The sequence below is a fragment of the Spongiibacter marinus genome, assembly GCF_016906995.1.
Classification (GTDB): Bacteria; Pseudomonadota; Gammaproteobacteria; order Pseudomonadales; family Spongiibacteraceae; genus Spongiibacter; species Spongiibacter marinus.
This window is the reverse complement of sequence record NZ_JAFBBD010000004.1, coordinates 237968-264670: the sequence shown is the minus strand read 5'-3', so window position 1 is coordinate 264670 and position 26703 is coordinate 237968. Positions and strand designations below refer to the sequence as shown.

The window sequence follows — 26703 nt, the reverse complement described above, 5'->3', positions numbered from 1 at the left end:
AGGTTCTCTCTTACAGGCTTAAAGCGTGTGGTGGGTAAATAATTGCTCGTAGTGCTCGGCTTTAAAGCCAAGCTGACGCGCGCTGCCGGTGTCGAGCAGCGGGCGTTTCATTAATGTTGGATGCTGCAGTAGCAGCTGCACTGCCGAGGCGTCGTCATCAATTGTGCGGCGCTGTTCATCACTTAGCTGTTTCCACGTGGTGCTGCGTTTATTGATCAGGCTGTCGCCCAGCTCTTGCAGCCAGTTGTGCAGTTGCTCGGCGGCAAGGGCCTGTTCGCGGACGTCGTGGAACTGATAGTCGACATTGTGATCATCCAGCCAGCGGCGCGCCTTGCGCACCGTGTCGCAGTTTTTTATTCCGTATAAAGTCGTTGTCATGGCCAATGCTGTGTTCTGAAAAGGCTCGGCATCATAGCAAAAAGCCGCGCTGGGTTCACGGCGCGGCCGCGCTCGACCGCCGCGCCATCGATGTATTTAGGCCTTGCGGGTTTTCTTGGGGTGCTTTCGCTGGGGATAGCAGGTGGTGCATATCTCACAGACGGTGCCGTCGCAGCCACGCGCGCTGCAAAATTCGCGGCCGTAGTAGATGATTTGCAGGTGCAGGGCATTCCAGCGGTCTTTGGGGAATAGCCTTTTCAGGTCTTTCTCAGTTTGGGCAACGCTTTTGCCGTTAGTCAGCCCCCAGCGCTGCGCCAGGCGATGAATATGGGTATCGACCGGAAAAGCGGGCACGCCGAAGGCCTGCGACATGACAACGCTCGCCGTTTTGTGGCCGACTCCGGGCAGGGTCTCCAGTGCTTCCATGTCTTCTGGCACCTGGCCATTGTAGTCGGCAAGCAAAATTTCCGAGAGCCGCTTGATGGCTTTCGACTTCTGCGGAGACAGGCCACAGGGGCGGATGATCTCGCGAATATCGTCGACACTTTGCTGGGCCATATCCGCTGGATTGTCGGCGAGCGCAAACAGTGCCGGGGTCACTTGGTTGACGCGCTCATCGGTACATTGGGCCGATAGCAGTACCGCCACCAGCAGGGTGTAAGGGTCTTTGTGATCCAGCGGGATTGGCTGGGTGGGGTAGAGTTCGTCGAGGCGGCGCAGGATAAAGTCGACGCGCTCAGCCTTCAGTAAGTTACGCCCTGGTTCGCCTGCGTTCATGCGTTCAGCGTCTCCACATAGCGGCGAATACGCTGGGCGGCCTCGACACAGTTTTCAAGCTCGGCGACCAGCGCCATGCGCACATAACCACTGCCGGGGTTACTGCCATTCACCTCTCGAGAAAGGTAAGAGCCGGGCAATACAGTGACATGCTGTTGATCAAACAGCTGTTTGGCAAATTCCGTGTCGGCGATGGGCGTTTTTGCCCACAGGTAGAACGAGGCTTCGGGCTGCTGTACGTCTAAGCAGCCGCCCAGTTCCTCTAAAACCCGAGCGAATTTCTCGCGATAGAGATCGCGATTTTCTTTTACATGGGCCTCGTCGTTCCAGGCAGCGATGCTGGCAAGTTGGTGTTGAATGGGCATGGCGCAGCCGTGATAGGTGCGATACAGCAGGAAGTCGGCCAGCACTTTGGCATCCCCCGCGACAAAGCCTGAGCGCAGGCCGGGCAGGTTGGAGCGTTTCGACAAGCTGTGGAACACGACGCAGCGCTCGTAGTTATCGCGCCCCATTTCCGCACAGGCCTGCAACAGGCCTGCGGGCGCGTGTTGCTCGTCAAAATATAGTTCGGAGTAGCATTCATCGCTGGCCAGGATGAAGTCGTACTTATCTGCCAGACGAATCAGCTTTTGTAGCGTGGCGACGCTGGTGACGGCGCCGCTAGGGTTGCCCGGAGTGCATAGGTACAACAACTGGCAGCGTTGCCAAACTTCCTCGGGCACGGCGTCATAGTCAGGAATAAAACCATTGCCGGCGTTACAGGCGAGAAAGTGGGGTTGTGCTCCGGCTAATAGCGCAGCGCCTTCATAGATTTGGTAAAAGGGGTTGGGGCTGCATACCAGAGCGTCATCACTGGGGTTGACGACGGCTTGGGCAAAGGCGAACAGGGCCTCGCGGGTGCCATTGACCGGTAGTACCTGCGTTTCAGGATCTAAAGTCTTTAGGCCAAAGCGGCGCTCGGCCCAGTGCGCAATACTTTGGCGCAGCTCGGCTACTCCCTTGGTTGTGGGGTAGTTGCTGAGTCGGCCGAGCTCACTTGCCAGGGTATCGGCAACAAAGCGCGGCGCAGGGTGACGGGGTTCGCCGATGGATAGCGGAATAGGCGGCAAGTCGCTGCTGCTGGTGCCTAACAAGGCACGCAGTTTTTCAAAGGGGTAGGCCTGTAGCGTTTGTAGGCGCGGATTCATTAGGCTGATTTACTCGCTTTTTCATCCAGCTCGGAACAAATCGCGTGTTGAATTTGTTCACACAGTTGGGGGTCATTGATCGGGCGGTTGTGTTCGTCGGTGACAAAGAACACATCTTCAACGCGCTCGCCGAGGGTGGCGATTTTGGCATTTTGCAGGTGCACGCCGTAGTCATTGAAGATCAGCGCCAGCCTGGCCAATAGACCTGGGCGGTCTGGGGTAATGACTTCAAGCATGGTGTGACCTTTATTGAGGTCGGTGGCCATACTGGTGCGCGTGGGGGTGGAGAATAGGCGCATTTGTCGGGGCATGCGGCGACTGCTGAGGTCAGGGGAGTCGTCGGGTTTCTCAAGTTGCTGAGTTAAAAACTCGGTGATCTCACGAATGCGTTCGGGGTTGTCGCCAATGGGTTCGCCGTCCACACCGAGTACGTAAAAGGTATCCAGCGTGTAGTTGGTCCCGGTATTGTAGATCCGCGCATCTTGTATGCTGAGGTCAAGTTGTTCCATGGCGCCAGCGAGTACCGCGAATGTGCCTTTACGCGAAGGTGTGTGCACAAAAATCTGCGTTGCGCCTTCGTGATCCAGCAGTCCGCCTTCCTTCACCAATACCAGTGAGTCCTCGGGCGAGGTGCGCTGAGCGATAGCGCGGCAGTGCCAAACAATATCGTCGACTTGCTCGCGAATAAAATAGTCTTCACCGGTGCTTTTCCACAGCTCGCGAATTTCTTCTTCGGTGAAGCCGTAGTCTTCGAGCTTTTCGATAGCACCTAGCTGGGTCTCTGCAATCCACTCCTGCTTATCGATGGGGTTTTCCAGGCCGCGTCTCAGGGCGCGGCGCGTTTCTGCATAGAGCTGGCGCATCAGCGAGGCGCGCCAGGAGGTCCACAACGTGGGGTTGGTCGCATTGATATCGGCAATGGTTAAACAGAACAGATAGTCCAGGTGCTGCTGGTCACCCATTTCCAGGGCGAAATCGCGGATCACATCGGGGTCCTGGATATCTTTGCGCTGTGACACCGAGGACATCTCTAGGTGTTTTTCCACCAGCCAGGCAACGAGGTTGGTGTCGCGCCGGTTTAGCCCGAGGTATTGGCAAAATTCGCGTGCATCCACTGCGCCAAGGGTGGAGTGGTCGCCGCCGCGCCCTTTGGCAATGTCGTGGAAGAGTCCGGCGAGGAACAGTAATTCGGGCTTGGGCAGACGCTGCATGATGCGGCAGGCCATTGGGTAGACCTTCACCATGTCCGGGTAGCGGAAGCGGCTGAGGTTCTTGATGAGTTCCAGGGTGTGGGCGTCGACCGAGTAAATATGGAAAAGGTCGTGCTGCATTTGACCGGTGATTTTGCCAAATGCCGGGATAAATTTTCCGAGCACGCCAAAGCGTTTCATTCGACGGAGGTTGAGTGCGACGCGCTGTGGGGCGCGCAATAACTCCATGAAAAACCGCTTATTGCGCGGGTCGGCGCGAAACTCGTCGTCGATTAAGTGACGCGATTTGCGAATCAGCCGAATGGTGCTGGCACGCACGCCGTCGATAGCGTCGTGATGGGCCATTAGCACAAAAATTTCCATCAGCGCGGAGGGCGTTTTTTCAAACACCTTTTCGTTGCTAACTTCGATATGGCCGTTGCGGATGCGAAAGCGCGGGTTGAGCTCAAGTACGGTCTCCGCCTCGCAGGCGCGGAGAATGGTTTCGTCGAAGTGCTGCATCAGTACGTCATTGAGCTCACCCAGGTGCTGCGCCCAGCGGTAGTACTGTTGCATGAAGCGTTCTACGGCGAGTTTGCTGTCGTCGTCTTCGTAACCGAAACGAGCGGCCAGGGTTCGCTGGTGATCAAACAGCAGGCGGTCTTCTTCACGGCCAGTGATTAAATGAAGGGCGAAGCGCAGGCGCCAGAGGTAATTCTGGCCGTCTTTTAGCGTGTCGAGCTCTTCCTGGCTTAAAAAGAGTTTTTCACGCAACTCGTCGATGGATTGGGCGCCAAAGTGGCGTTTGATCACCCAGCCGATCATTTGAATGTCGCGCAGGCCACCGGGGGAGCTTTTAATATTGGGCTCGAGGTTGTATTCGGTATTGGCGTATTTGCGGTGGCGACTGATTTGCTCGTCCCACTTTGCCCGGAAAAACTCGGCGCTGGGCCAAATTTGGTCAGGACCGACTTCGTTCATCAACAGCTCGTGCAGGGCGGCATTACCCTCAAGCGGGCGCGACTCCATCAGGTTGGTAACCACGGTGATGTCGTCAATGGCGGCTTGGCGGCATTCGTCGATGCTGCGCACGCTGTGACCGATCTCCAGGTTGATATCCCAAAGACGGGTGATAAAACCTTCGATATTTTCGCGGTAGTTGTGTTGATCGTCGCGGCTGAGGATCAGCAGATCGATATCCGAGCAGGGGTGCAGTTCGCCGCGCCCATAGCCTCCAACGGCAATTAGGGAGATGTCGTCCCCCCACTGATACTGCGACCATAGGTTGCGCAGCAGAATATCGATTTTTTCTGAGCGCAGTTTTACCAGCGTATATACAGCCTCGTCGGCGTCAAAGCGTTCCCGGAGCTCATCCTGGAGCTCGCCGAGGTACTGTTTATAGGTCGCGATTAAATTATCGGACTGGGCCGTGGCATCCTGCAGGGCCTCTGCATTCAGAAGCGTGCTGCTCATAGAAATTAACCTTTATAGAAGGGCTCGTCGGGGCGGGCGGTGAGAACTTCCACGCCATCGGCGGTGACCGCCATGGTGTGTTCCCACTGCGCCGAGAGTCGGCGATCTTTGGTGGTAACGGTCCAGCCGTCTTTCAGGTTGAGCTTGGTGTGTTTCTTACCGGCATTGATCATGGGCTCGATGGTGAAGGTCATGCCTTCTTTTAATACCAGATCATTGCCGCGGTTGTAGCCCTCGCCATAGTGGAGAACCTGAGGGTCTTCGTGGAAACCTCTGCCGATGCCGTGGCCGCAATATTCTTCCACCACGCTGTAGTGGTTACTCCGTGCGTGTTTGGCGATCACAGTGCCAATATCGCTCAGGCGCGCGCCCGGTTTAACCAAGGCAATGGCTTTATACAGGCATTCCTGGGTCACGACGCACAAGCGTTTTGCATGCTCGGGCACATTGCCAACGTAGTACATGCGGTTGGTGTCGCCGTGCCAGCCATCTTTTATGACGGTGACATCGATATTGAGCAAGTCTCCGTCCTTCAACACCTTTTTGTCCGAGGGGATGCCGTGGCAAATGACCTCGTTTACCGAGGTACAGATGGATTTCGGGAAGCCGTTGTAATTAAGGGGCGCCGGAATGGCTTGTTGTACATCGACGATATAGTCGTGGCAGATCTTATCGAGTTCAGCGGTGGTAACGCCGGGGCGAACGTGCTCGGCGATCATGTCCAGCACTTCGGCGGCCAAGCGTCCTGCCACGCGCATGGCGGCGATTTCCTCAGGGGTTTTGATAGTTACATTCATAGTGGGGTGATCTGCCCGGATAGTCGTTAAACTGAAAACAGCGCATTGTAGACTATCGCCGCAGCAGACGCGATTGCTCAGCCGCGTCATTGCCTGGGATAGCGTGATTTCTGCTTTATGTCGCTGGGGGCTTGTGGTATAAATACGCGCCCCGAAAGCAGGCCCTCTGCTGAAAGGGCATAAACGACGCGCATTCGTCGACACGTAATCCCGGGTGCTGCAGCATGGCTGTGGTTGGGTTGCGGGGCGGGTGCAAGTTCCTAACCCGATGAAAATCAAGGAAAAATCATGTCTCATGTAAGCATGCGTGAAATGCTGCAAGCCGGCGTTCACTTCGGTCACCAGACGCGTTACTGGAACCCCAAAATGGCACCCTTCATCTTCGGTGCCCGCAACAAAATTCATATCATCAACCTCGAGCACACTGTTCCTGCGATGAACAATGCCTTGGACGCGCTGGCTAAGCTGGGCGCGAACAAAAACAAGGTGCTGTTTGTTGGAACGAAGCGCGCTGCCGGTAAAATTATTGCCGAGCAAGCTAGCCGTGCCGGTATGCCCTATGTGAGCCACCGCTGGTTGGGCGGTATGCTGACAAACTACAAAACTATCCGTCAGTCTGTTCGTCGTCTGCGTGAGCTGGAAACTCAGGCTCAGGACGGTACTTTTGACAAGCTGACCAAGAAAGAAGCCCTGATGCGTCACCGCGACATGGAGAAGCTTGAGCGCTCCATCGGTGGTATCAAAGAAATGTCAGGCCTGCCTGATGCGCTGTTTGTTATCGACGTTGACCACGAGCGCATCGCTATCCAAGAAGCTAACAAGCTGGGTATTCCGGTATTTGGCATCGTGGATACGAACAGCAACCCCGATGGCGTTGATTACGTAATCCCCGGTAACGATGATGCGATCCGTGCGATCAAGCTTTACGTTACTGCTGTAGCTGATGTGATCATCAATGCTGGCGCTAACGCCGCAGTTGCTGCCGACGAATTTGTTGAAGTAGCGCAGGAAGAAGGCGACGCAGCGGCCGAGTAATTGGCCTGTGTAATCGCGTAAAAGGGGGCAAGGCCCCCTTTTTTTGGATATTTATTGAGCAGGCCCGCAGGGTGGGCCGAAATCAAGCCCAAACAAGAGGATTTTAAGATGGCTGTTTCAGCAGCAATGGTTAAAGAGCTTCGCGAGCGCACTGGTCTTGGCATGATGGAGTGCAAAAAAGCACTTAATGAAGCCAATGGTGACATCGAACTGGCGATTGAAGAGCTGCGTAAGTCAAGTGGTATGAAGGCGGCTAAGAAGGCCGGTCGTACCGCTGCTGACGGTGTTGTTGCAACCAAAGTAGCCGAAGACGGTAGCTATGCCGTGGTTGTGGAAGTGAACAGTGAGACCGACTTTGTGGCTCGCGATGAAGGCTTCTTGAGCTTTGTTGACTTGGTTGCTAACAAAGCCTTTGCTGAAAAGCAGGACGACGTGGCTGCGCTGATGGCGGGTGAGCTGGAAGTTGCTCGTGAAGCGCTGGTACAAAAAATTGGTGAAAACATCTCGGTTCGCCGCATCCAGGTGCTCAGCGCTGAAGCAGGTGTTGTGGACAGCTATGTTCACTCTAACAACCGCATTGCCGTGTTGGTGGCCCTGAAAGGTGGTGATGCTGAATTGGCGCGCGACGTTGCCATGCACGTGGCTGCAGTAAACCCCCGTGTTGCCAAGCAAAGCGATATGCCCGAAGAAGAAGTTGCCAAAGAGCGTGAAATCTTCACTGCGCAAGCGCAGGAGAGTGGCAAGCCAGCTGAGATCATCGAGAAGATGATTGAAGGTCGTATCCGCAAGTTCCTGTCGGAGAATGCTCTGGTTGATCAGGCTTTTGTTAAAGACCCTGAGCAGACAGTGGGCAAGTTGCTGAAGAATGCCGGTGCCGATATTCAAACCTACATTCGTTTCGAAGTGGGTGAGGGCATCGAAAAAGAAGAAGTCGACTTCGCAGCCGAAGTGGCTGCACAGCTCAAGGGCTGAGTCGCGGAAGCGGGGCCTCAAGGCCCCGTTTTTCTATGCGATGATTAAAGTGTGTGCGGTAAGTTGATTTGCAGGGGTGAAATATGTCCACTCAAAGTCGGGACAAAAAATATAAGCGCATTCTTCTTAAGCTGAGTGGTGAGGCCCTGATGGGGCAGCTCGGTTTTGGCATTGACCCCAAGGTGCTCGATCGCATGGCACTGGAAGTGGGGCAGCTCGTCGGTATTGGTGTACAAGTTGGCCTGGTTGTCGGTGGCGGCAATCTATTCCGTGGTGCAGCACTACAAACGGCAGGCCTGGATCGTGTAACCGGCGACCACATGGGTATGCTGGCCACCTTAATGAATGCACTGGCCATGCGCGACGCGCTCGAGCGCAGTAATATCAAGTCGTCAGTGATGTCGGCGATCCCGATGAGCGGCGTGGTTGACCACTATGATCGCCGCAAGGCCATCCGCGCGCTGAGTCGCGGCGAGGTGGTGATTTTTGCCGCGGGTACAGGTAACCCCTTTTTCACGACCGATTCTGCAGCGTGCCTGCGGGGTATTGAGGTCGATGCGGATCTGGTGCTTAAAGCCACTAAAGTGGATGGCGTGTACAGCGCGGACCCAATGATTGATCCGGATGCTAAGAAATACGACCATTTGAGTTACGATGAGGTATTGGACAAGAAGTTAGAGGTCATGGATCTCACGGCGATTTGTCTGTGTCGCGACCACGAGATGCCGCTGCGCGTCTTCGCCATGGAGCAGCAGGGTGCGCTGTTAAATATTGTGGTCGGTGGCAACGAGGGAACTTTGGTATCAGCGGGCTAGTGCCGCGGTGCCAATTGAGGAGAGAAAAAGTGATAGACGAACTCAAGCAAGATGCCGAAGAGCGCATGGCAAAGGCCATTGAGGCGCTAGGTGGCAATTTTAATAAAATTCGTACTGGGCGCGCGCACCCAAGTCTGTTGGATAATATTCGCGTCTCTTACTACGGTGCCGAAACGCCGCTTTCGCAGCTGGCAAATATCGGTGTTGAAGATGCCCGAACGCTCACGGTTACGCCCTGGGAAAAAAACGTGGTGCCCGATGTTGAGAAGGCCATCATGAAGTCGGACCTCGGCTTGAACCCCAGCACCGCCGGTGCGGTTATTCGTATTCCAATGCCCGCTCTGACGGAGGAGACCCGTAAGGGCTACATCAAGCAGGCTCGCCAAGAGGCCGAGCGCGCGCGGGTTTCTGTGCGCAATGCGCGCCGCGACGTGTTGGCGGATATTAAAGAGCTGCTGAAAGAGAAAGAGATCAGTGAAGACGAAGAACGTCGCGCTCAGGATGACGTGCAAAAAATCACTGATAAATACGTCGCAGAGGTTGATAAAGCGCTCGCGGTGAAAGAAAGCGATCTAATGGAAATTTGATCGACTAAGAAGCAGTTTTCATGGCAGTTGATATGGCCCATCGAGGCTCAGAACCTTCCGCGGCGCCTCGGCATGTTGCCATCATTATGGATGGCAATAATCGCTGGGCGAAAAAGCGCGGGCTCAAAGCGGCAGGCGGACATCGCGCCGGTGTGGAAGTGATTCGCGGGCTGCTTAAATGCAGTCGCGAGCGCGGCGTGAAGGTGATTACGCTGTTCGCGTTCTCCAGCGAAAATTGGCAGCGTCCGAGCATGGAAGTCCAGGCTTTGATGCGGCTGTTTGCCAGTTATCTGGATAGCGAGACCAAAAAGCTCCACGAAGATGGTGTGCGAATGCGCTTCATCGGTGAGCGGGGCCGCTTCTCCGCTGGCTTGCGCAAGCAGATGGATTACAGCGAGCAGCTCACGCGCTTTAACACTGAAACGACTCTGGTGATCGCTGTGGATTACGGCGGCCAGTGGGATATTGTCAGCGCCGCACGCGAGCTTGCTCAGAAAGTTGAAGACGGGCAGTTGCGCGTTGACGACATCGATATTACTTTGTTTGATCAACACACGGCCCTGGCTGACCTGCCCAAGCCGGATTTGTGCATACGCACCGCCGGTGAGCAGCGCATTAGTAATTTTATGCTTTGGCAGCTTGCCTACAGCGAGTTTTATTTTTGCGATTGCCTGTGGCCAGATTTTGATGAAACGGAATTGCATAGGGCGCTAGATGCCTATGCCAGCCGTGAGCGCCGCTTCGGGGGCCGCGATAATGATAATGACAACGGCGAATAGACACCGGAGATTACCCCCTTATGCTTAAGCAGCGGATTATTACCGCCGTCGTGATTGTGGCTGCGCTACTTGCTGCCATGGCCTTTCTGTCGGCGGGCCAACTGTCGTTACTGTTCGCTGGCATTGTGCTGGTGGCCGCGTGGGAGTGGGCTGACCTCAGCGACCTGCGGCCCCAGGTGGCAAGACTGGCCTATGTCCTGGCCATCGGTGCTCTTATCGCCAGTGTGTACGCGCTAATGGGCGATGTTGCCTCCTGGTCGACGGCAGCGTTACAGGAGCTGTTTGTCGCGGCTTGTGTATGGTGGGCGGTCGCGTTGCTCTGGGTGAAAGGTTATCCGGTGAGTGCTGGCTTGTGGGGTTCTCGGCCGGTTCGCATCGTTATGGGGGTGGCGGTACTGCTGCCAACGTGGCTGGCGTTGAGCTACCTGCGTAACCTTCCCAATGGGGCCTGGCTGTTGCTAATGCTGGTGGCCTTGGTTGCCATCGCCGACATTGGGGCCTATTTCTTTGGTCGCCGCTTTGGCAAAGCGAAATTGGCGCCGGCGGTCAGCCCGGGTAAATCCTGGGCCGGGTTCTGGGGCGGTTTGGCGTGTAGCGTGTCGTTCATGGCTGCGCTCTGGTACTTCTGGCCCGGCGGCATGCCCGTGAGCTTGCCAGCCATGCTGGTGTTGGCCGCAATCACTTCATTGGCTTCGGTGCTGGGCGACCTGTTAGAAAGCATGGTTAAGCGGCACCGCGGTATTAAAGATAGTAGTCAGTTGTTGCCGGGGCACGGCGGCGTAATGGATCGCGTTGACAGTTTAACGGCGGCATCGCCGGTATTTGCCCTGGGATTGATGTCGGTGGGCTGGCAGTAATGGAGCGCGTGACGGTATTGGGGTCTACCGGCTCTATCGGCGTCAGCACCTTGGATGTGCTGTCGCGTCATCACGACACCTTCGAGCTTTATGCCATCACCGCAAATAGCAGCGTAGAAGCAATCCTGCAGCAGGCGTTGGCTCACCAGCCTCGCTATGTGGTGCTGCGCGATGAGTCTAGCGCTGAACAGCTGGAGACGCAGTTGCGCCAGGCCGGCAGTGAATCTGAGGTGCTTGCAGGCGAGGCGGGGCTCTGCAAAGTTGCCGCTGAGGCTGATACGGTGATGGCGGCGATAGTGGGGGCGGCCGGTCTGCTGCCTACATTGTCGGCTGTTGAGGCGGGGGCTAAAGTGCTGCTGGCCAATAAAGAGTCATTGGTTATGGCGGGCCAGCTGTTCATGGATGCGGTTGAGCGCAGCGGTTCGACGCTGTTGCCCATCGACAGTGAGCACAATGCCATCTTTCAATGTATGCCCGGCGTGCATCGCCAAGGCCTCGATGCGCAGGGGGTGCGACGTATTTTGCTGACCGGCTCCGGCGGGCCCTTCCGGCAGCGCTCGGTAGAGAGTTTGGCGTCGGTGACGCCCGATGAGGCCTGCGCCCATCCGAATTGGTCCATGGGGCGAAAGATCTCCGTCGACTCTGCCACTATGATGAACAAAGGGCTCGAGCTTATCGAGGCGTGCTGGTTGTTCCACTGCCCCCCGGAGCGCATCGACGTGGTGGTTCATCCGCAAAGCGTTATTCACTCGATGGTGGAATATGTCGATGGCTCCGTGCTGGCGCAAATGGGCCAGCCCGATATGCGCACGCCGATCGCCCATGCCCTTGCTTGGCCTAAGCGCATGGAATCCGGCGTTGCCTCTCTGGATTTGATTGTGCAGGCGCGGCTGGATTTTGAGGCCCCGGATGAGCAGCGTTTCCCCTGTTTGCGTCTGGCAAGAGAGGCCGCAGAGCTTGGCGGCAGTGCCAGCGCCAGTTTGAATGCAGCGAATGAAATTGCTGTCGAGGCGTTTTTGGCCGAGCAATTGCCGTTCACCGCGATACCGACACTGCTGGAGCGCGTGATGGCTGACGTTGAAAATGTTGAACCGCTGACGCTGGGCGATGTCCAAGCTGCGGACCTTCAGGCGCGTGAGCGCGCGCGGTCTCTCGTTCGCGAATTTGGATTTTGAGGTAGCTGGCCGTGCTGGGACTTCTGCAAACGATATTCATCACGGTACTGACGCTGGGTATCCTGGTGTCAATTCACGAGTTTGGTCATTTCTGGGTGGCACGTCGCTGCGGTGTCAAAGTGCTGCGTTTTTCTGTGGGCTTTGGCAAGCCGCTGCTCAGTTGGCGCGACAAGTTGGGCACGGAGTACGCCGTAGCGGGAATTCCGCTGGGTGGCTATGTAAAAATGTTGGACGAGCGCGAGGGCGAGGTTCCCGAAGACCAGCGCCACATGGCCTTTAACCGGGCAACGCCGATGAAGCGCATTGCGATTGCCGCTGCCGGCCCCTTAGCGAATTTTGTACTGGCCATATTTGTATACTGGCTGGTTTTTCTCAATGGCGTTAGCGGCGTTGCGCCGGTCATTGACCACGTTGCCCCCGGTTCGCTGGCTGAGCAGGCAGGTCTCATTGAAGGTCAGGAAATTGTCGCTGTCGATGGCGTGGAGACCCCTACGTGGGAAACGCTGCAAATGCAGTTGCTGGAGCGCATTGGCGAGAGCGGCGAACTCAGTATCAGCGTGAGAACTGCGGGCTCGAGTCTGCGCTACGAAAACCGGGTTCAGATCGACAAGTGGATGCAAGGCCTGGAAGAGCCGCGCCCTCTGGACGAGTTGGGCGTGACACTGTTTGTGCCTGAATTAGTGCCTGAAATTGGTGAGCTGGTCGCGGGCGGAGCCGCACAGCGAGCGGGTTTGCAGGAGGGCGACATCATCGTTGAGTCCGACGGAAAGGCGGTGTCGACCTGGCAGGATTGGGTGCAAGTTGTTCGCGCCAGCCCCGATAAGGCGCTGTCTCTGCGGGTTAAACGCGATAACCGCTTGCTAGATCTTGTGATGACGCCGCAGAGAAAGCTTGAAGACAACGGCATGGCTGTCGGTTTTGCTGGGGTAGGGGTTAAACCACCGCAGTGGCCCGAGAGCATGCTCCGTGAGGTGGATTACGGCCCCGTGGCCGCCCTGGTTGCTGCCAGCGAAAAGACGTGGCGCATGAGCGTGTTTACGCTGGAATCGATAAAAAAAATGATCACCGGCTTGTTGTCGCCGAAAAACTTGAGTGGCCCGATAACGATTGCTAAAGTGGCCGGCTCTTCCGCTCAGTACGGCTTTTTTTCGTGGCTGAGTTTTCTGGGCTTGCTGAGTATCAGTTTGGCAGTATTGAACTTGCTGCCAATTCCGATCCTTGATGGCGGACATATTGTCTATGCCGCGATTGAGGGCATTATCGGTCGCCCGGTAACGGAACAAGTGCAGGCATGGGCTAACCAATTGGGTTTGGCGTTGGTGGTGTGTGTCATGTTTTTTGCTTTATATAACGACGTATTGCGCCTCTGATTTTAGGGTTTAGCGATATATTTTACCCAGTGCTCTTGCGCCCTCGTTTTGGTGCCGAGCCCTAGCCGTGGTTGCTGGTTTTTGATGAAACGCTTTTTCCTGTACGCATTGTTTTTTTGTTTGGCGAGTCCGCTGGTGTCTGCGCAAACGCGCATCAACGATATCCGCGTTGAGGGTTTGCAACGTATTGCGGCCGAAACGGTGTTTTCGGCGTTGCCGCTCAATGTTGGTGACCTGATCACTCAGCAAGCCGTTGCCCAGTCGTCCCGCGCGCTGTTTGCTACCGGTAATTTCGATGACATCCAGATCGGCGTAGACAAAGACGTTCTGGTTGTCCGGGTAACAGAGCGACCCGCCATCAGTAAAATTAATATCGAAGGTAACAAAGCTCTGGCAACCGATGCCCTGTTAGACGGTTTGAAAGGGGCTGGTCTGGCCGAGGGCCAGGTGTTCAAGCGGGCAACGCTTGAAAATATGCGAATGGAATTGACCCGTCAGTACGTATCACAGGGTCGTTACGATGCCGGTATTGAAACCGATGTGGTGGCTGAGCCGCGCAACCGGGTGTCGATCTCGATCAATATCGATGAAGGCAGTACCGCGTCGATCAAGCACATCAATATTGTCGGCAACAGTGTTTACGATGATGAAACCCTGCTCGACGAATTCGAGTTAAAGCCCAGTGGCTTCTTCTCCTTCTTCAGCAGCAGCGACAAGTACGCGCGGGAAAAGTTGAAAGGCGACCTGGAAACGCTCAACTCCTACTATCTTGACCGCGGGTATCTGCGCTTCAACACCGACTCAATCCAAGTCTCGATCAGCCCTGACCGTAAATCGGTGTACATCACCGTCAATGTAACCGAGGGTGATAAGTACACCGTCAGCGGCGCTGAGCTATCGGGTGATTTGGTCATTCCCGAGGACGACCTCAAGCGCTTTATTTTAGTACGGGAAGGCCAGGTGTTCTCGCAGGCCTTGGTTACCAGCACTGAAGAGTTTCTTGTCAAACGCCTAGGTAATGAAGGCTATAACTTCGCAAAGGTGCGCGGTATTCCTGAGGTTGATGAAGACGCCGGCACTGTCGCCCTGAAATTCTTTATCGATCCGGGTAAGCGCACCTACGTTCGACGGATCAGCTTCGAGGGCAATGAGCGCACCGCCGACGAAGTACTGCGCCGGGAAATGCGTCAGATGGAAGCAGCCCCTGCATCGGCAGACAAAATTGAATTGTCGCGTATTCGCCTGGAGCGCCTGGGCTACTTTAAGGGGGCGAAAGTCGAAACCCTTGAAGTGCCGGGTAGCGATGACCTGATTGACCTGACTTACTCTGTAGAAGAACAGAGCTCCGGTAGCTTGGGTGCCAGTGTTGGTTTCTCGCAAGACAGTGGTCTGTTGCTGAGTGCGAATATCCAGCAGAACAACTTCCTGGGTACCGGTAAACAAGTGGGCTTTGGCGTGTCACGCAGTGACTTCCTGACCAGTGCCAGCTTTAATTATCTCGACCCATACTTTACCGAAGATGGTGTTAGTCGCGGTTTCTCGGTGTTCTACCGCGCCACCGACTTCGAAGAGGTCAACGTTGCCCGTTATACCACCGACACTTACGGCACCAGCGTTAACTTTGGCTACCCGATATCTGAAACCGAGCGCTTAGGGTTTGAGCTGGGTTATAACTTAACTTCCATCGAAGCCGGCGTCCGCGCGGTGAAGGAGATTAAAACCAGCCCTCGTATTTTCGATGCCGTGGATAACTACTTTGTGAGCACGCGCGACCCCAGTACTGGTCGTTACACGGTTGCTGAAGTGCTCGAGGATATTGCCAACCTGCCTGCAGGCGCTTTAACAGAAAGTGACGAGCCGGGTTTCTTGGATGAATACGGCGATGAGTTTGGCAACTTTACCGCGGGCATTTCGTGGCGCCAGTCGACATTGAACCGGGGCCTGTTGGCAACGCGCGGTGCCTCTCAGTCTGTGTCGCTGCAAGCGTCAATTCCAGGCTCAGACCTGGAGTACTACCGACTCACTTATAACGGCCAGTTGTACGTGCCGATCAGCAATAGTTTTACGCTGCGCTTTAAGACTGAGCTCGGATATGGTGATGGCTACGGTAACCTGGATAAATTGCCTTTCTATGAGCATTTTTATGCAGGGGGCTTCAGCTCGGTTCGGGGATACCGCAGTAATACACTTGGGCCGCGCAGCTCGCCAGCTGACGTCTATCGTATTTCGCAGGCGGCAACAGCCATAGACAGTAACGGGAACGCGACGGCGCTGTCGGCTCAAGCCGCCTACGTGCTCGATCCGGCAACCGGGCAGTTGGTGGTAGATACCGCATCCTCTCTGGGAGATGAAGCCGATCCCTTTGGCGGCAATGTGCTGATGGAAGGCAGTATTGAATTGCTGTTCCCACTGCCATTCGTGAAGGATCAGCGCTCCGTTCGCAGTGGTTTGTTCCTCGATGCGGGTAATGTATTCAGCACTAGCTGTAGCTCTACTCAGATCAACTGTTCGTCTCCCAGTGTCGACGAGCTGCGATACTCTGCTGGCTTTGGTGTTACCTGGATCACAGGTTTCGGCCCGCTGACCTTTAGCTTGGGCCGGGCGCTGAATGACGAAAAAATTGACGAGACCGAAATATTCCAATTCTCTCTCGGTCGGACTTTTTAACCTACATAGAATAATGTTTAGGAGTGTTACATGAAGGTAGTTAAATTTGCCGTTTTAATGGTAGCAATGCTGTGGGGTTCCGTTGCCCTGGCTCAGGGACGCATCGCGGTTTTTGATTTGGAAGCGGCGGTTCTCAATACTGATGTTGCTAAGCAGCGTTTGAACGCCCTGCGCAATCAGAAAGAGTTCAAAAACAACTTGTCAGAGCTTGAGACGGTGCGCAAGGACTACGAAAAGCTCGTGCAAAAACTGCAAAAAGATATTGAGATCATGAGTGCGGAGCAGCGCCAACTGGCCAAGAATCAGATTGATTCAAAGCGCTCTGACGGCGAGCACTTGGCTCGTAAGATCGAAGCCGCACAGCAGCAGGAAGTGCAGACCATCATGAAAGAAGTTGGACCCAAACTTCAGAAGCTGCTGCCCGAAATTATTAAAGAAGAAAACATCGGTTTACTGCTGCCAGCTAAGGCGGTAATGCACGCCGATGCGGGATATAACATTACTGCTAAAGTTGCCGACAAGCTCAATCAGGCAAAATAATGGCTGAGCAAAAGTCTTTGCGCCTTGCTGATTTAGCGGGCTTACTGAAGTTGCCGTACGAAGGAGACGGCAACTTGGTATTGACCGGCATGGCGGCGCTGGACACTGCGAGTTCCTCGCAGCTGAGTTTTCTGGCCAATGCCAAGTACCGCAGTCAGTTAGCTGAGACGGCAGCGGCGGCGGCGATTATTCACCCCGATATGGTCAGCCATGCAAATGACATGCGGCCAGAAATGGCGGTGATTGTATCGGCGAACCCCTATCTTGCCTACGCGGAAGCCAGCGCATTATTCGACCCCCTCGAGAAGCCCCGCGCCGGTATCCATCCCTCTGCCGTTGTTATGTCGGAAAACGTTCACGCCAGTGCCAGTATTGGTGCCAACTGCGTTATCGAAGAGGGCGCGACCATCGGCGAAAATGTGGTGATTAGCGCCGGGACGATAGTGGGGCGGGGCAGTAGCGTGGGTAAATACAGTTACCTTCACGCCAATGTCACTGTCTACCACGGTGTCAGTATCGGTGAGTCCTGTGTTGTCCACTCCGGCGTGGTCATTGGCGGCGACGGGTTTGGCTTTGCGCCTTCTGAGCAGGGCTGGGTGAAAATACATCAGCTCGGTGGCGTGCGCATTGGCGACCGAGTGGAAGTTGGTGCGAATTCCTGTATTGATCGGGGTGCACTCAACGACACGGTCATTGGCGACGGCGTCATCATGGATGACTTCACCATGATCGCTCACAACGTCGAAGTCGGCGCGGGCACGGCAATGGCAGCCTGTTGCCAGGTTGCGGGCAGCGCCGTTATTGGTAAGAACTGTACCTTGGCGGGCAATATTGGTGTGGTTGGGCATATCCGTATTGCCGATGGCGTTCACCTTACCGCCCGAAGCCTGGTCACAAAATCGATTAGTGAGGCCGGCTCCTATTCCAGTGGTGGCAGTCCTCTAATGCCGTCTGCGCAGTGGCGAAAGAACACTGCCAGACTGTCCAAGCTTGATGATTTGTATCGCCGTGTTCAGGCGATGGAAAAAGAACTGCGAACGCTGCACGAGGAAAGAGATTGAGCATGGTTATGGATATCAACGAGGTTCAGGAATACCTCCCTCACCGCTACCCCTTTTTATTGGTGGATAAAGTCGTTGAGTTGACGCTTGGTGAGTCGATTGTTGCGATTAAAAACGTCACCGGAAATGAAAACCACTTCAATGGCCATTTCCCAGGCCTGCCGATTATGCCAGGCGTGTTGATCATTGAGGCAATGGCGCAGGCAGCGGGTATTCTGGGGTTTAAGACGCTCGACAAAAAGCCCTCGGATGGCTCGATCTACATGTTTGCTGGCGTCGATAACGCGCGTTTCAAGCGACAGGTTGTCCCCGGTGACCAGCTGATCCTGAAAGCTCAGTACGTTTCCGATCGTAAAGGGCTGTGGAAATTTGAGTGTCAGGCTTATGTTGAGGATACGCTGGCCTGCTCGGCAACCATTTTATGTATTGATCGGAAGAAGTGATGCCAGGCCATATTGATGCCAGCGCGGAAATCGACCCGCGCGCGATCATTGACCCCACGGCGGTCATTGGCGCGAATGTAAAAATCGGCCCGTGGACGATTGTTGGGCCAGATGTTGAGCTGGGCGAAGGCTGCGACGTGCGCTCGCACGTTGTGCTCAAAGGGCCGAGCCGTATCGGCAAGAACAATACGATCTACCAATTTTCCACGGTGGGCGAGGACACGCCAGACCTGAAGTACAAAGGCGAACCGACAGAGCTGATCATCGGTGACAATAACGTGATCCGCGAAGGCGTTACCATTCACCGCGGCACGGTGCAGGACCTGGGTAAGACTGTGATCGGCAGCAACAACTTGTTGATGGCCTATGCGCACGTGGGGCACGACTCGGTGATTGGCGATCATTGCATTATGGTCAACAACGCTGCGTTGGCAGGGCATGTTGTTGTCGGCGATTGGGCGATTCTCAGCGGTTATTCGCTGGTCCATCAATTCTGCTCGATAGGTGCCCATAGTTTTTCCGGGTTCGGTTGTCATATCAGCAAAGACGTTCCTGCCTATGTTACCGTCAGCGGCAGCCCGGCTGAGGCCAAGACCATTAATGTGGAAGGCCTGAAACGCCGTGGTTTCAGCAGCGACGCGATCAGCGCTATTCGTCGCGCTTACAAGATCATCTACCGCCAGGGCCTGACCGTCGACGAGGCGCTGAAAGCGCTGCAACCGCTGATCGCGGAGCACCCAGAAGTGGAATTGATGGCAGCCTCCCTGAAACAGTCACAGCGCGGTATTGTTCGATAAGCGCTATCAACCAAGGGCCGGTGCGCCGGCATTGATTGCGATATGACTCCTCTCAAAATCGGTTTGATCGCCGGCGAGGCCTCCGGCGATATTCTCGGCGCCGACTTGATACGCGCCATTCGCCAGCGCTTTCCTCAGGCAGAGTTTGAGGGTATCGGCGGCCCCTTGATGATCGCTCAGGGCTTTCATTCTATTTGCGATATGGATCGCCTGTCGGTCATGGGCTTTACCGAGCCCTTGAAGCGCTTGCCGGAGCTGTTGCGTATTCGCCGCCACCTAAAGCGCCACCTTATTGCATGGCAGCCAGATGTAGTGGTGGGTATTGATTCGCCGGACTTTACGCTGAATGTCGAGCGCAGTATGCGCGAGCGCGGTATTCGCACTGTGCATTATGTTAGTCCCTCTGTGTGGGCGTGGCGCCAGGGTCGAATCAAAACTATCGCGAAAGCCGTGGATCACATGCTGACGCTGTTTCCGTTTGAGCAAAGGTTTTACCAAGAGCACGGTGTGCCGGTGAGCTGCGTGGGTCACCCCTTGGCCGATCAAATTCCGTTTGACGATCAGCGTGAAGCCTCGCGGCAATCCCTGTCGATAGAAGGGGATAACCCGGTGGTAGCGCTGTTGCCGGGGAGTCGCGCTGGCGAAGTGTCTCAATTGATTCCCATCTTTTTGGAAACCGCGCAGTGGCTGCGTCGATCGCTTCCCAATATTGAATTTATCGTGCCTGCTGCCAACGCTGACAGAAAACGCCAGATATTGGATGCCATTGCCCAGCAAACTGCCGACTTGCCGGTGCGCGTGGTGTTGGGTGAGTCTCGGACCGTAATGGCGGCCGCCGACGCGGTATTGATGGCGTCGGGGACAACCAGCTTGGAAGCACTGTTGCTGCAGCGCCCCATGGTGGTGTGTTATCGCTTTAGTAAAATGAGTTATGCACTGCTGTCACGTCTGGTCAAAACGCCATTTTTCTCGCTGCCTAATTTACTCGCACAACGGGCGCTGGTGCCGGAGTTGTTGCAAGACGAAGTGGCGGCGGAGGTGATAGGACCGCTGATTCTTGAACAGCTAAGCAATGAAAATCACCGGGAGACCCTGCTGGCTGAGTTTCGGCGCATTCATCAGGACCTGGCGCGCAATGCCAGTGAGCGTGCGGCCAGCGAAATTCTCGCCATTGCCGGTGTGTCTCAACAGGAGTCTGCTAATCGTGCAGACTGATGACCTGTTTGCCGATGCACCGGATTACCCGCGACTCACGGCGGGTGTCGACGAGGTGGGTAGGGGGCCGCTGTGCGGCGATGTGGTTGCGGCCGCGGTGGTACTTGACCCGCTGCAGCCGATTGACGGTCTGAACGACTCTAAAAAATTAAGCGAGAAAAAACGCGAAGCCCTGTTTGATATCATCCGCGAGCGCGCCCTCAGCTATTGCGTTGCAAGAGCAAGCGTGGAAGAAATTGATCGCTTAAATATTCTGCACGCCAGTCTGCTGGCAATGAAGCGTGCAGTGGAAGGTTTGCGCTACCAGGGCGCCGAACTAGAGCCCGAATTGGTGCTGGTCGATGGCAATCGGCTGCCGCAGTGGCGCTACCGCGCCGAGGCAGTGGTCAAAGGTGATAGCCGGGTAGCGGCAATTGCCGCTGCCTCGATTCTTGCCAAGGTTGTTCGCGACCGAGAAATGCAGGCGATGGATGTCCAATATCCGGGTTATGGTCTTGCCGGTCACAAGGGCTACCCGACGAAGGCGCATCTTGAGGCGCTGAAACGCCTTGGCGTTAGCCCAATACATCGGCGTAGCTATGCGCCGGTCAGGGCGCTTTTAGAAGAATCCTAAATAAGGCAGCTGATTGCGCTGGGGTTATTGCCGGTGAATCAGCGCAAAGCCAACAGTGTTACAGGCTCCGGGACGCTACGATGTTAAACGAGAAATTTGTCCACTTGCGCGTTCATTCCGAGTACTCCTTGGTGGATGGCCTGGTGCGGGTTAAGGACCTGTGTAAGCACACCGCGACAATGGGGATGCCGGCGGTTGCGTTGACCGATATCTGTAATTTCTACGCGCTCATCAAATTTCAAAAAGCCGCGCAAGGCAACGGAATCAAGCCCATTTACGGTAGCGACCTTTGGGTGCGTGACGACAACGATCCCGAGCAAATTAGCACGCTGTGTCTGTTGGTGCAGAATGAAACGGGCTACCGGAACTTAACCGAGTTAATTTCCCGGGCCTATCTGGAAGGGCAGTGGCAGGGTAAGCCCTACGTCTATCGCAGTTGGATAGAGGAAGCCAATGATGGCTTGATTGTGCTGTCGGCGGGTCGCGACGGGGATGTGGGCCAGCTATTGGTAAACAATAAGTTGGAGTTGGCGCGCCAGCGGCTCGATCGCTGGTTGTCGGTATTTGGTGATCGCTATTACCTCGAACTGCAGCGCACCGGGCGTGCCAATGAAGACGACTATATCCATGCCGCTGTTCAGCTTGCGGCCCAGGCGGGGTGCGCGGTAGTTGCCACCAATGATGTGCGCTTTATTCGCAGTGATGAGTTCGAAGCTCATGAGGCGCGGGTGTGTATTCGCGATAGCCGAGTGCTGGATGACCCGCGCCGTCCCCGCAATTACAGCGATCAGCAGTATCTGCGCAGTGCGGAGGAAATGCTTGAGCTGTTTTCCGACATTCCCGAAGCACTGGAGAATAGTGTTGAGATCGCCAGGCGCTGCAACCTGACCGTTAAGCTCGGCACCTACTACCTTCCGGAGTACCCCATTCCGGAGGGAATGACCCAGGAGCAGTTCTTCCGCGAGCTTTGTCACAAGGGCCTCGATGAACGCCTGGATTTCTTGTTTGATCGCAGTGCTGACGGCTTTGCGGAAACGGAAAAGGAGTACCGCGACAGGCTGGATTTTGAGCTCGATATCATCCTCCAGATGGGCTTCCCGGGTTACTTCCTGATCGTTATGGACTTCATTCAGTGGGCCAAGGATTATGATATCCCCGTTGGCCCTGGGCGGGGTTCGGGGGCGGGCTCGCTGGTTGCCTACGCGCTAAAAATCACTGACCTCGACCCCATTGAGTACGATCTGCTGTTCGAGCGCTTCCTCAACCCCGAGCGGGTTTCCATGCCTGACTTTGACGTTGACTTCTGCATGGAAGGTCGCGACCGGGTTATCAGTTATGTCGCCGACAATTATGGCCGCGACGCGGTTAGTCAGATCATTACCTTTGGCACCATGGCGGCGAAGGCGGTTGTTCGCGACGTGGCGCGGGTTCAGGGCAAGTCCTACGGCCTGGCTGACAAGCTTTCTAAATTGATTCCCTTTGAAGTGGGAATGACGCTGGCAAAAGCGTTGGAGCAAGAGCCGGCCCTGAAGGAGTTTTTAGACAGCGACGAGCAAGCCCAGGAAATCTGGGATATGGCGGTTCAGCTGGAAGGGGTGGTACGCGGTGTCGGTAAACACGCGGGCGGCGTGGTGATTGCACCGAGTAAACTCACCGAGTTTGCGCCACTGTACTGCGATGAGAGCGGCGGCGGGCTGGTAACGCAATTTGACAAGAACGATGTTGAAGATGCCGGGCTGGTCAAGTTCGACTTCCTGGGGCTGCGTACCCTGACCATCATCGACTGGGCCTTGAAGATCATCAATGCCCAGCGCGACAAGATTGGCGAGCAGCCGCTGGATATCATGGCGATTCCGCTGGAGGATAAAAAGACCTTCGACTTGTTGAAGTCAGCGGAAACCACGGCGGTGTTCCAGTTGGAATCCCGAGGCATGAAGGAGCTGATTAAGAAGCTGCTACCAGACTGTTTCGAAGACATCATCGCACTGGTGGCATTGTTCCGTCCTGGGCCGCTGCAGTCGGGCATGGTTGATGACTTTATCAACCGTAAGCACGGCCGCGCCGAGTTGGCTTTCCCCCACCCGCAGTACCAGCACGAGTGTCTGCAGCCAATCTTGCAGCCCACCTACGGCATCATCCTGTATCAAGAACAGGTTATGCAGATCGCACAGGAGATGGGTGGCTATACCCTGGGTGGCGCTGACTTGCTGCGGCGGGCAATGGGTAAGAAAAAGCCCGAAGAGATGGAAAAGCAGCGCGGCTTGTTCCTTGCCGGTGCCGTCGAGAAGGGTTTTGATAAAGACTTGGCGTCGAATATTTTCGACCTCATGGAGAAGTTTGCTGGCTACGGCTTTAACAAGTCGCACTCCGCTGCCTATGCCTTGGTTTCCTATCAAACCGCGTGGCTGAAAACGCATTACCCAGCGCCCTTCATGGCGGCGGTGATGAGTTCGGAACTGGATAACACCGACAAAATCGTTATCTTCATCGAAGAATGCCGCGAGATGAAACTGGACTATAAGCTGCCCTCGGTCAATGAGGGTGAGTATATGTTCACCGTCAATGATCGCGGCCAGATTGTCTACGGCCTCGGCGCGATCAAGGGCCTGGGCGAAGGCCCGGTGGAGAGCATTATTGCCGCGCGCAACAGCGGTGGTCCCTTTAAAAACCTGTTCGATTTCTGCGAGCGCACTGATCCCCGAAAAGTCAACAAACGGGCGATTGAGGCGCTTATTCGCAGCGGCGCCTTCGACGACCTGGGCGAGGACCGGGCCGTACTGATGGCTGCTATGCCGGAGGCTGTGCAGGTTGCTGAGCAAGCGGCGCGCAACGTCGAGAGCGGTATGGTCGACCTGTTCGGCGACACCCTGTCGGTTGAGAATCGCGATGTCTACGCCGCGTTTCGCGATGCCAGACGCTGGACGACCAAAGAGCGATTACAGGGCGAGAAAGATACCCTGGGGCTGTATGTTACCGGGCACCCGATTGACGATTACGAGGCAGAGCTCAGGCGCTTCGTGCCGCGCCGCATCGTCGACCTGAATCCGGAAAAGCACCCGCAGACGGTTGCCGGTTTGGCGGTCAATATGCGCACCATGAAAAACAAGCGCGGCGATACCATGGCGTTTTTGCTACTCGATGACCGCAGTGCTCGCATTGAGGTTGCCTTGTTCTCTGATGTCTACGAGGAGTGCCGCGAAAAACTGGTCAAAGATGCGGTGCTGGTTGTCGAGGGCGTGTGCAGTTTCGACGAATACAGCGGCGGCAAGAAAATGCGCGTGAAGTCACTGCGCAGCCTGGCGGAGGCGCGAGAGCACCACGCCAAGGTATTGGAAATTGCCCTGACTGCCGAGCACAGCAGCAGTGAACAATTGCAGCGGGTAAAATCGGCCTTGAGTGCGGTGCGCGGTGGCAGTTGTCCAGTGGTGATCCGCTATAGCCGGCCTGAAGGGGAAGGGCTGTTGCGGTTGGGGGCGGAATGGCGAATTCTGCCTCAGGAGGATATGTTAATCCGCTTGCGCGAAGACTGTGGAGCAAATAACGTGGTGATCAAATACGATTAACGTATAATCACCGCCATGAATGGTCCCATATTGAAAAATGATAAAATATGGGCGGACGTCAACAGAGCGAATAAAACAGAGCGATGAACCCGAATTATCTCGATTTTGAACAACCGATTGCCGAACTGGAAGCCAAAATTGAAGAGCTTCAGTTGGTGGGTAACGACAACGATATCAATATTGGCGAAGAGATCGCCAAGCTGAAGGATAAGAGCAGCAAGCTGACAGAAAAGATTTTTTCTTCACTGCGTCCTTGGGATGTCGTAAAGATCGCGCGTCACCCTATGCGCCCTTACACTCTCGACTACATCCGGCGCATCTTTACCGATTTCGACGAGCTGCACGGCGATCGCCATTTTGGTGATGATTCCGCCATTGTCGGGGGAATTGGCAAAATCGATGGCAAGCCCGTGATGGTGATCGGTCAAGAAAAGGGTCGCGGCGTTACCGAAAAAGTTAAGCGTAATTTTGGCATGCCAAAGCCAGAGGGGTATCGCAAGGCGCTTCGACTAATGGAGATGGCGGAGCGCTTTAAGCTGCCCATCGTTACGCTCATTGACACCCCGGGGGCGTATCCCGGTATCGACAGTGAGGAGCGCGGTATCTCCGAGGCCATTGCTCAGAATCTGGCGGTAATGTCGCGTTTGAAAACGCCCATCATTTGTATCGTGATTGGCGAAGGCAGCTCGGGTGGTGCACTGGGTATCGGCGTCGGCGATCATATTGCCATGCTGCAATACTCTACCTATTTCGTGATCTCCCCTGAGGGCTGCGCCAATATTATTTGGAAGAGCACCGAGTTTGCGCCCGATGCCGCTGAAGCAATGGGTTTGACGTCTACGGTGTTGGAAGAGCTCGGTATCGTTGATGCTACCATTCCTGAGCCCCAGGGCGGCGCGCATCGCGATATTGATGCCAGCGCCGAGCGGGTAAAAGAGCATATCCTAAAGCATTTGGAGTCTCTGCAGGCACTGCCAGAGCCCGAGTTGCTGGATATTCGCTACCAGCGTTTGATGTCATACGGCACTGTGTAGTGAGAGAGGCCGTCGTTTCATGACGGATCATCTCGACCTCGTCAGCGAGGTTCAGGCCGCTCTTGCTTTGCTGGAGCGGCCTGAGCGTTATTGGCTGGCATACAGCGGTGGCCTGGATTCCCGGGTGCTGCTGGATATTCTGCTGCGACTGCGCGAGCAGTGTCGCGACTTCCCCCTCGTTCACGTTGTCCATGTTAATCACGGTTTGCAAGATGCCGCTGATCAATGGGAGCAGCATTGCCGTGCTCTCTGTGATGCCCGCGATATTCCTTTGCTCGTCCACCGGGTGGTGGTCAGCGAAGACGGTGAGGGCCCGGAAGCCGCAGCCAGACGGGCTCGGTACCGCGCTTTTGAGTCGACATTGCAGCGCGGCGACGTGTTGTTGCTCGCCCATCATCTCGATGACCAGGCTGAAACCGTGTTGCAGCGCATGTTGAGGGGGGCGGGATTGCAGGGCGTGGCGGGAATACCGCCGCTGCGGTCGCTGGGTGCAGGGCGCTTGTTTCGCCCATTATTGGCAGTTCCCCGAGAGCGTTTGTCAGTATTCGCGCAGCGGGAGGGGCTGGATTGGGATGAAGACCCCAGCAATGCCCAGGTGAGCTATGACCGCAACTACCTGCGTCATCACGTCATGCCTTTACTGGCGGCGCGCTGGCCAGCGTACCGGCGTAGCTTTGCTCGCGTGGCGGAACACAGCGCGGACAGTGCAGCCCTGCTCGATGAGTATCTGGAGGCGGATCTTGGGGCGCTGATGGACGGTGTCACACTGGATCTGTCGCGACTCTTACACATTCCCGCCCACAAACAGCTGCCACTGCTCAATCATTTCTTGCGCAGTCGCTGTCAGCTGCGCCTGGAGCAGGCGCAGCTTCATATGTTTGCCGAGCAGTTTCTTAAGTCCCGGGCGGATGCTCAGCCGCAAGTCGTGCATGGCCCGTTGCGGTTTTATCGTCACCGGCAGCGCTTGTATGTTGAGCCCAGAGATATCGCCGAACAGCCCCATGCTCAGGCTGTGCAGTGGTCGCTGACGGAGCCCCTTCGTATGCCGTGCGGGGTGTTGTCAGCGCGTCCTGGTGGGGAGTTTTTGCCAAGCGGTAAGGTGACTGTTGAGTTTCGCCGCGGTGGTGAGCGTTGTCAGCTTGCCGGTGAGGGACAACACCGCTCGCTCAAAAAACTGCTCCAGCAGTGGGATTTGCCGCCCCTGCAGCGCGCCCGTTTGCCTCTTATCTATTGCGATGGGGTATTGGCGGCAATTGCTGATCTGGCGGTGTGCGAGGGCTTTTCCGCGCCGAAGGGCGACGGTTGGCAAGTATGTTGGCAGGATGTCGCCGGGCACTGACTCCCTGCGCTGGCCTCTGGTAGAATGCGCGGCTTGTAA

At 55.7% G+C, this 26703-nt stretch carries 23 protein-coding genes; 18 read left to right on the top strand and 5 right to left on the bottom strand.

Annotated elements, in window-relative coordinates:
• Positions 1-18 precede the first annotated feature (18 nt).
• The 5 genes from HNR64_RS07805 to map all read right to left on the bottom strand — a co-directional run bounded on the left by HNR64_RS07805 (position 19) and on the right by map (position 5802).
• Positions 19-378: an ArsC family reductase gene (locus HNR64_RS07805; RefSeq protein ID WP_204995942.1), complete on the bottom strand. Its 360-nt coding sequence runs from the start codon at positions 376-378 to the stop codon at positions 19-21.
• 96 nt (positions 379-474) lie between these two features.
• Positions 475-1155 (bottom strand): endonuclease III, encoded by a 681-nt coding sequence (gene nth / locus HNR64_RS07800; RefSeq protein ID WP_027873603.1) that lies wholly within the window; start codon positions 1153-1155, stop codon positions 475-477.
• On the bottom strand, positions 1152-2342 hold the full coding sequence (gene dapC, locus HNR64_RS07795) for a succinyldiaminopimelate transaminase (RefSeq protein ID WP_204995941.1): 1191 nt from the start codon (positions 2340-2342) through the stop codon (positions 1152-1154). Before dapC ends, nth begins: the two co-directional genes overlap by 4 nt.
• Positions 2342-5005, bottom strand: coding sequence for a [protein-PII] uridylyltransferase (locus tag HNR64_RS07790; protein ID WP_204995940.1), 2664 nt, complete (start codon positions 5003-5005; stop codon positions 2342-2344). Before HNR64_RS07790 ends, dapC begins: the two co-directional genes overlap by 1 nt.
• A gap of 5 nt (positions 5006-5010) precedes the next feature.
• The gene (gene map, locus HNR64_RS07785) at positions 5011-5802 is read right to left on the bottom strand and encodes a type I methionyl aminopeptidase (protein ID WP_027873606.1); all 792 of its coding nucleotides are present in this window, start codon (positions 5800-5802) and stop codon (positions 5011-5013) included.
• 288 nt (positions 5803-6090) lie between these two features.
• On the opposite strand from map, the gene rpsB reads away from it, so the two are divergent.
• The 18 genes from rpsB (at position 6091) to tilS (ending at position 26664) form a co-directional block, all read left to right on the top strand.
• Positions 6091-6837, top strand: coding sequence for a 30S ribosomal protein S2 (gene rpsB / locus HNR64_RS07780; RefSeq protein WP_027873607.1), 747 nt, complete (start codon positions 6091-6093; stop codon positions 6835-6837).
• A 108-nt stretch (positions 6838-6945) separates the two neighbouring features.
• Positions 6946-7809, top strand: coding sequence for a translation elongation factor Ts (gene tsf / locus HNR64_RS07775; RefSeq protein WP_027873608.1), 864 nt, complete (start codon positions 6946-6948; stop codon positions 7807-7809).
• Between the two features lie 83 nt (positions 7810-7892).
• Entirely contained in the window at positions 7893-8624 is a 732-nt protein-coding gene (gene pyrH, locus HNR64_RS07770; RefSeq protein WP_027873609.1) for a UMP kinase, read from the top strand.
• Between the two features lie 65 nt (positions 8625-8689).
• Positions 8690-9211, top strand: coding sequence for a ribosome recycling factor (gene frr, locus HNR64_RS07765; RefSeq protein WP_239547723.1), 522 nt, complete (start codon positions 8690-8692; stop codon positions 9209-9211).
• Between the two features lie 20 nt (positions 9212-9231).
• Positions 9232-9990: a polyprenyl diphosphate synthase gene (gene uppS / locus HNR64_RS07760; protein WP_239547692.1), complete on the top strand. Its 759-nt coding sequence runs from the start codon at positions 9232-9234 to the stop codon at positions 9988-9990.
• A gap of 20 nt (positions 9991-10010) precedes the next feature.
• Positions 10011-10847 (top strand): phosphatidate cytidylyltransferase, encoded by an 837-nt coding sequence (locus tag HNR64_RS07755; RefSeq protein WP_204995938.1) that lies wholly within the window; start codon positions 10011-10013, stop codon positions 10845-10847.
• A complete protein-coding gene (ispC, locus tag HNR64_RS07750; protein WP_204995937.1) occupies positions 10847-12022 on the top strand; it encodes a 1-deoxy-D-xylulose-5-phosphate reductoisomerase in 1176 nt (391 codons plus the stop codon). The genes HNR64_RS07755 and ispC overlap by 1 nt, the downstream gene beginning before the upstream one ends.
• An 11-nt stretch (positions 12023-12033) precedes the next feature.
• Entirely contained in the window at positions 12034-13392 is a 1359-nt protein-coding gene (gene rseP / locus HNR64_RS07745) for a sigma E protease regulator RseP (RefSeq protein WP_338061831.1), read from the top strand.
• An 84-nt stretch (positions 13393-13476) separates the two neighbouring features.
• Positions 13477-16059: an outer membrane protein assembly factor BamA gene (bamA, locus tag HNR64_RS07740; protein ID WP_204995936.1), complete on the top strand. Its 2583-nt coding sequence runs from the start codon at positions 13477-13479 to the stop codon at positions 16057-16059.
• 30 nt (positions 16060-16089) lie between these two features.
• Positions 16090-16599, top strand: a complete 510-nt coding sequence (locus HNR64_RS07735) for an OmpH/Skp family outer membrane protein (protein ID WP_027873616.1) — start codon at positions 16090-16092, stop codon at positions 16597-16599.
• A complete protein-coding gene (gene lpxD / locus HNR64_RS07730; protein ID WP_204995935.1) occupies positions 16599-17660 on the top strand; it encodes a UDP-3-O-(3-hydroxymyristoyl)glucosamine N-acyltransferase in 1062 nt (353 codons plus the stop codon). The genes HNR64_RS07735 and lpxD overlap by 1 nt, the downstream gene beginning before the upstream one ends.
• 2 nt (positions 17661-17662) lie before the next feature.
• The gene (fabZ, locus tag HNR64_RS07725; RefSeq protein ID WP_027873618.1) at positions 17663-18103 is read left to right on the top strand and encodes a 3-hydroxyacyl-ACP dehydratase FabZ; all 441 of its coding nucleotides are present in this window, start codon (positions 17663-17665) and stop codon (positions 18101-18103) included.
• Positions 18103-18900 carry an acyl-ACP--UDP-N-acetylglucosamine O-acyltransferase gene (gene lpxA / locus HNR64_RS07720; protein ID WP_204995934.1) on the top strand — a complete coding sequence of 266 codons (798 nt, stop codon included), beginning with the start codon at positions 18103-18105 and terminating at the stop codon, positions 18898-18900. The genes fabZ and lpxA overlap by 1 nt, the downstream gene beginning before the upstream one ends.
• A gap of 42 nt (positions 18901-18942) precedes the next feature.
• A complete protein-coding gene (lpxB, locus tag HNR64_RS07715; protein WP_204995933.1) occupies positions 18943-20115 on the top strand; it encodes a lipid-A-disaccharide synthase in 1173 nt (390 codons plus the stop codon).
• Complete coding sequence (rnhB, locus tag HNR64_RS07710; RefSeq protein WP_338061837.1) at positions 20102-20728, top strand: ribonuclease HII; 627 nt, start codon at positions 20102-20104, stop codon at positions 20726-20728. The genes lpxB and rnhB overlap by 14 nt, the downstream gene beginning before the upstream one ends.
• A gap of 80 nt (positions 20729-20808) precedes the next feature.
• Positions 20809-24291: a DNA polymerase III subunit alpha gene (gene dnaE, locus HNR64_RS07705; RefSeq protein WP_204995931.1), complete on the top strand. Its 3483-nt coding sequence runs from the start codon at positions 20809-20811 to the stop codon at positions 24289-24291.
• Between the two features lie 83 nt (positions 24292-24374).
• Positions 24375-25325, top strand: coding sequence for an acetyl-CoA carboxylase carboxyl transferase subunit alpha (accA, locus tag HNR64_RS07700; RefSeq protein ID WP_204995930.1), 951 nt, complete (start codon positions 24375-24377; stop codon positions 25323-25325).
• A 19-nt stretch (positions 25326-25344) separates the two neighbouring features.
• Positions 25345-26664, top strand: a complete 1320-nt coding sequence (tilS, locus tag HNR64_RS07695) for a tRNA lysidine(34) synthetase TilS (protein ID WP_204995929.1) — start codon at positions 25345-25347, stop codon at positions 26662-26664.
• The last annotated feature ends 39 nt before the right edge of the window (positions 26665-26703 follow it).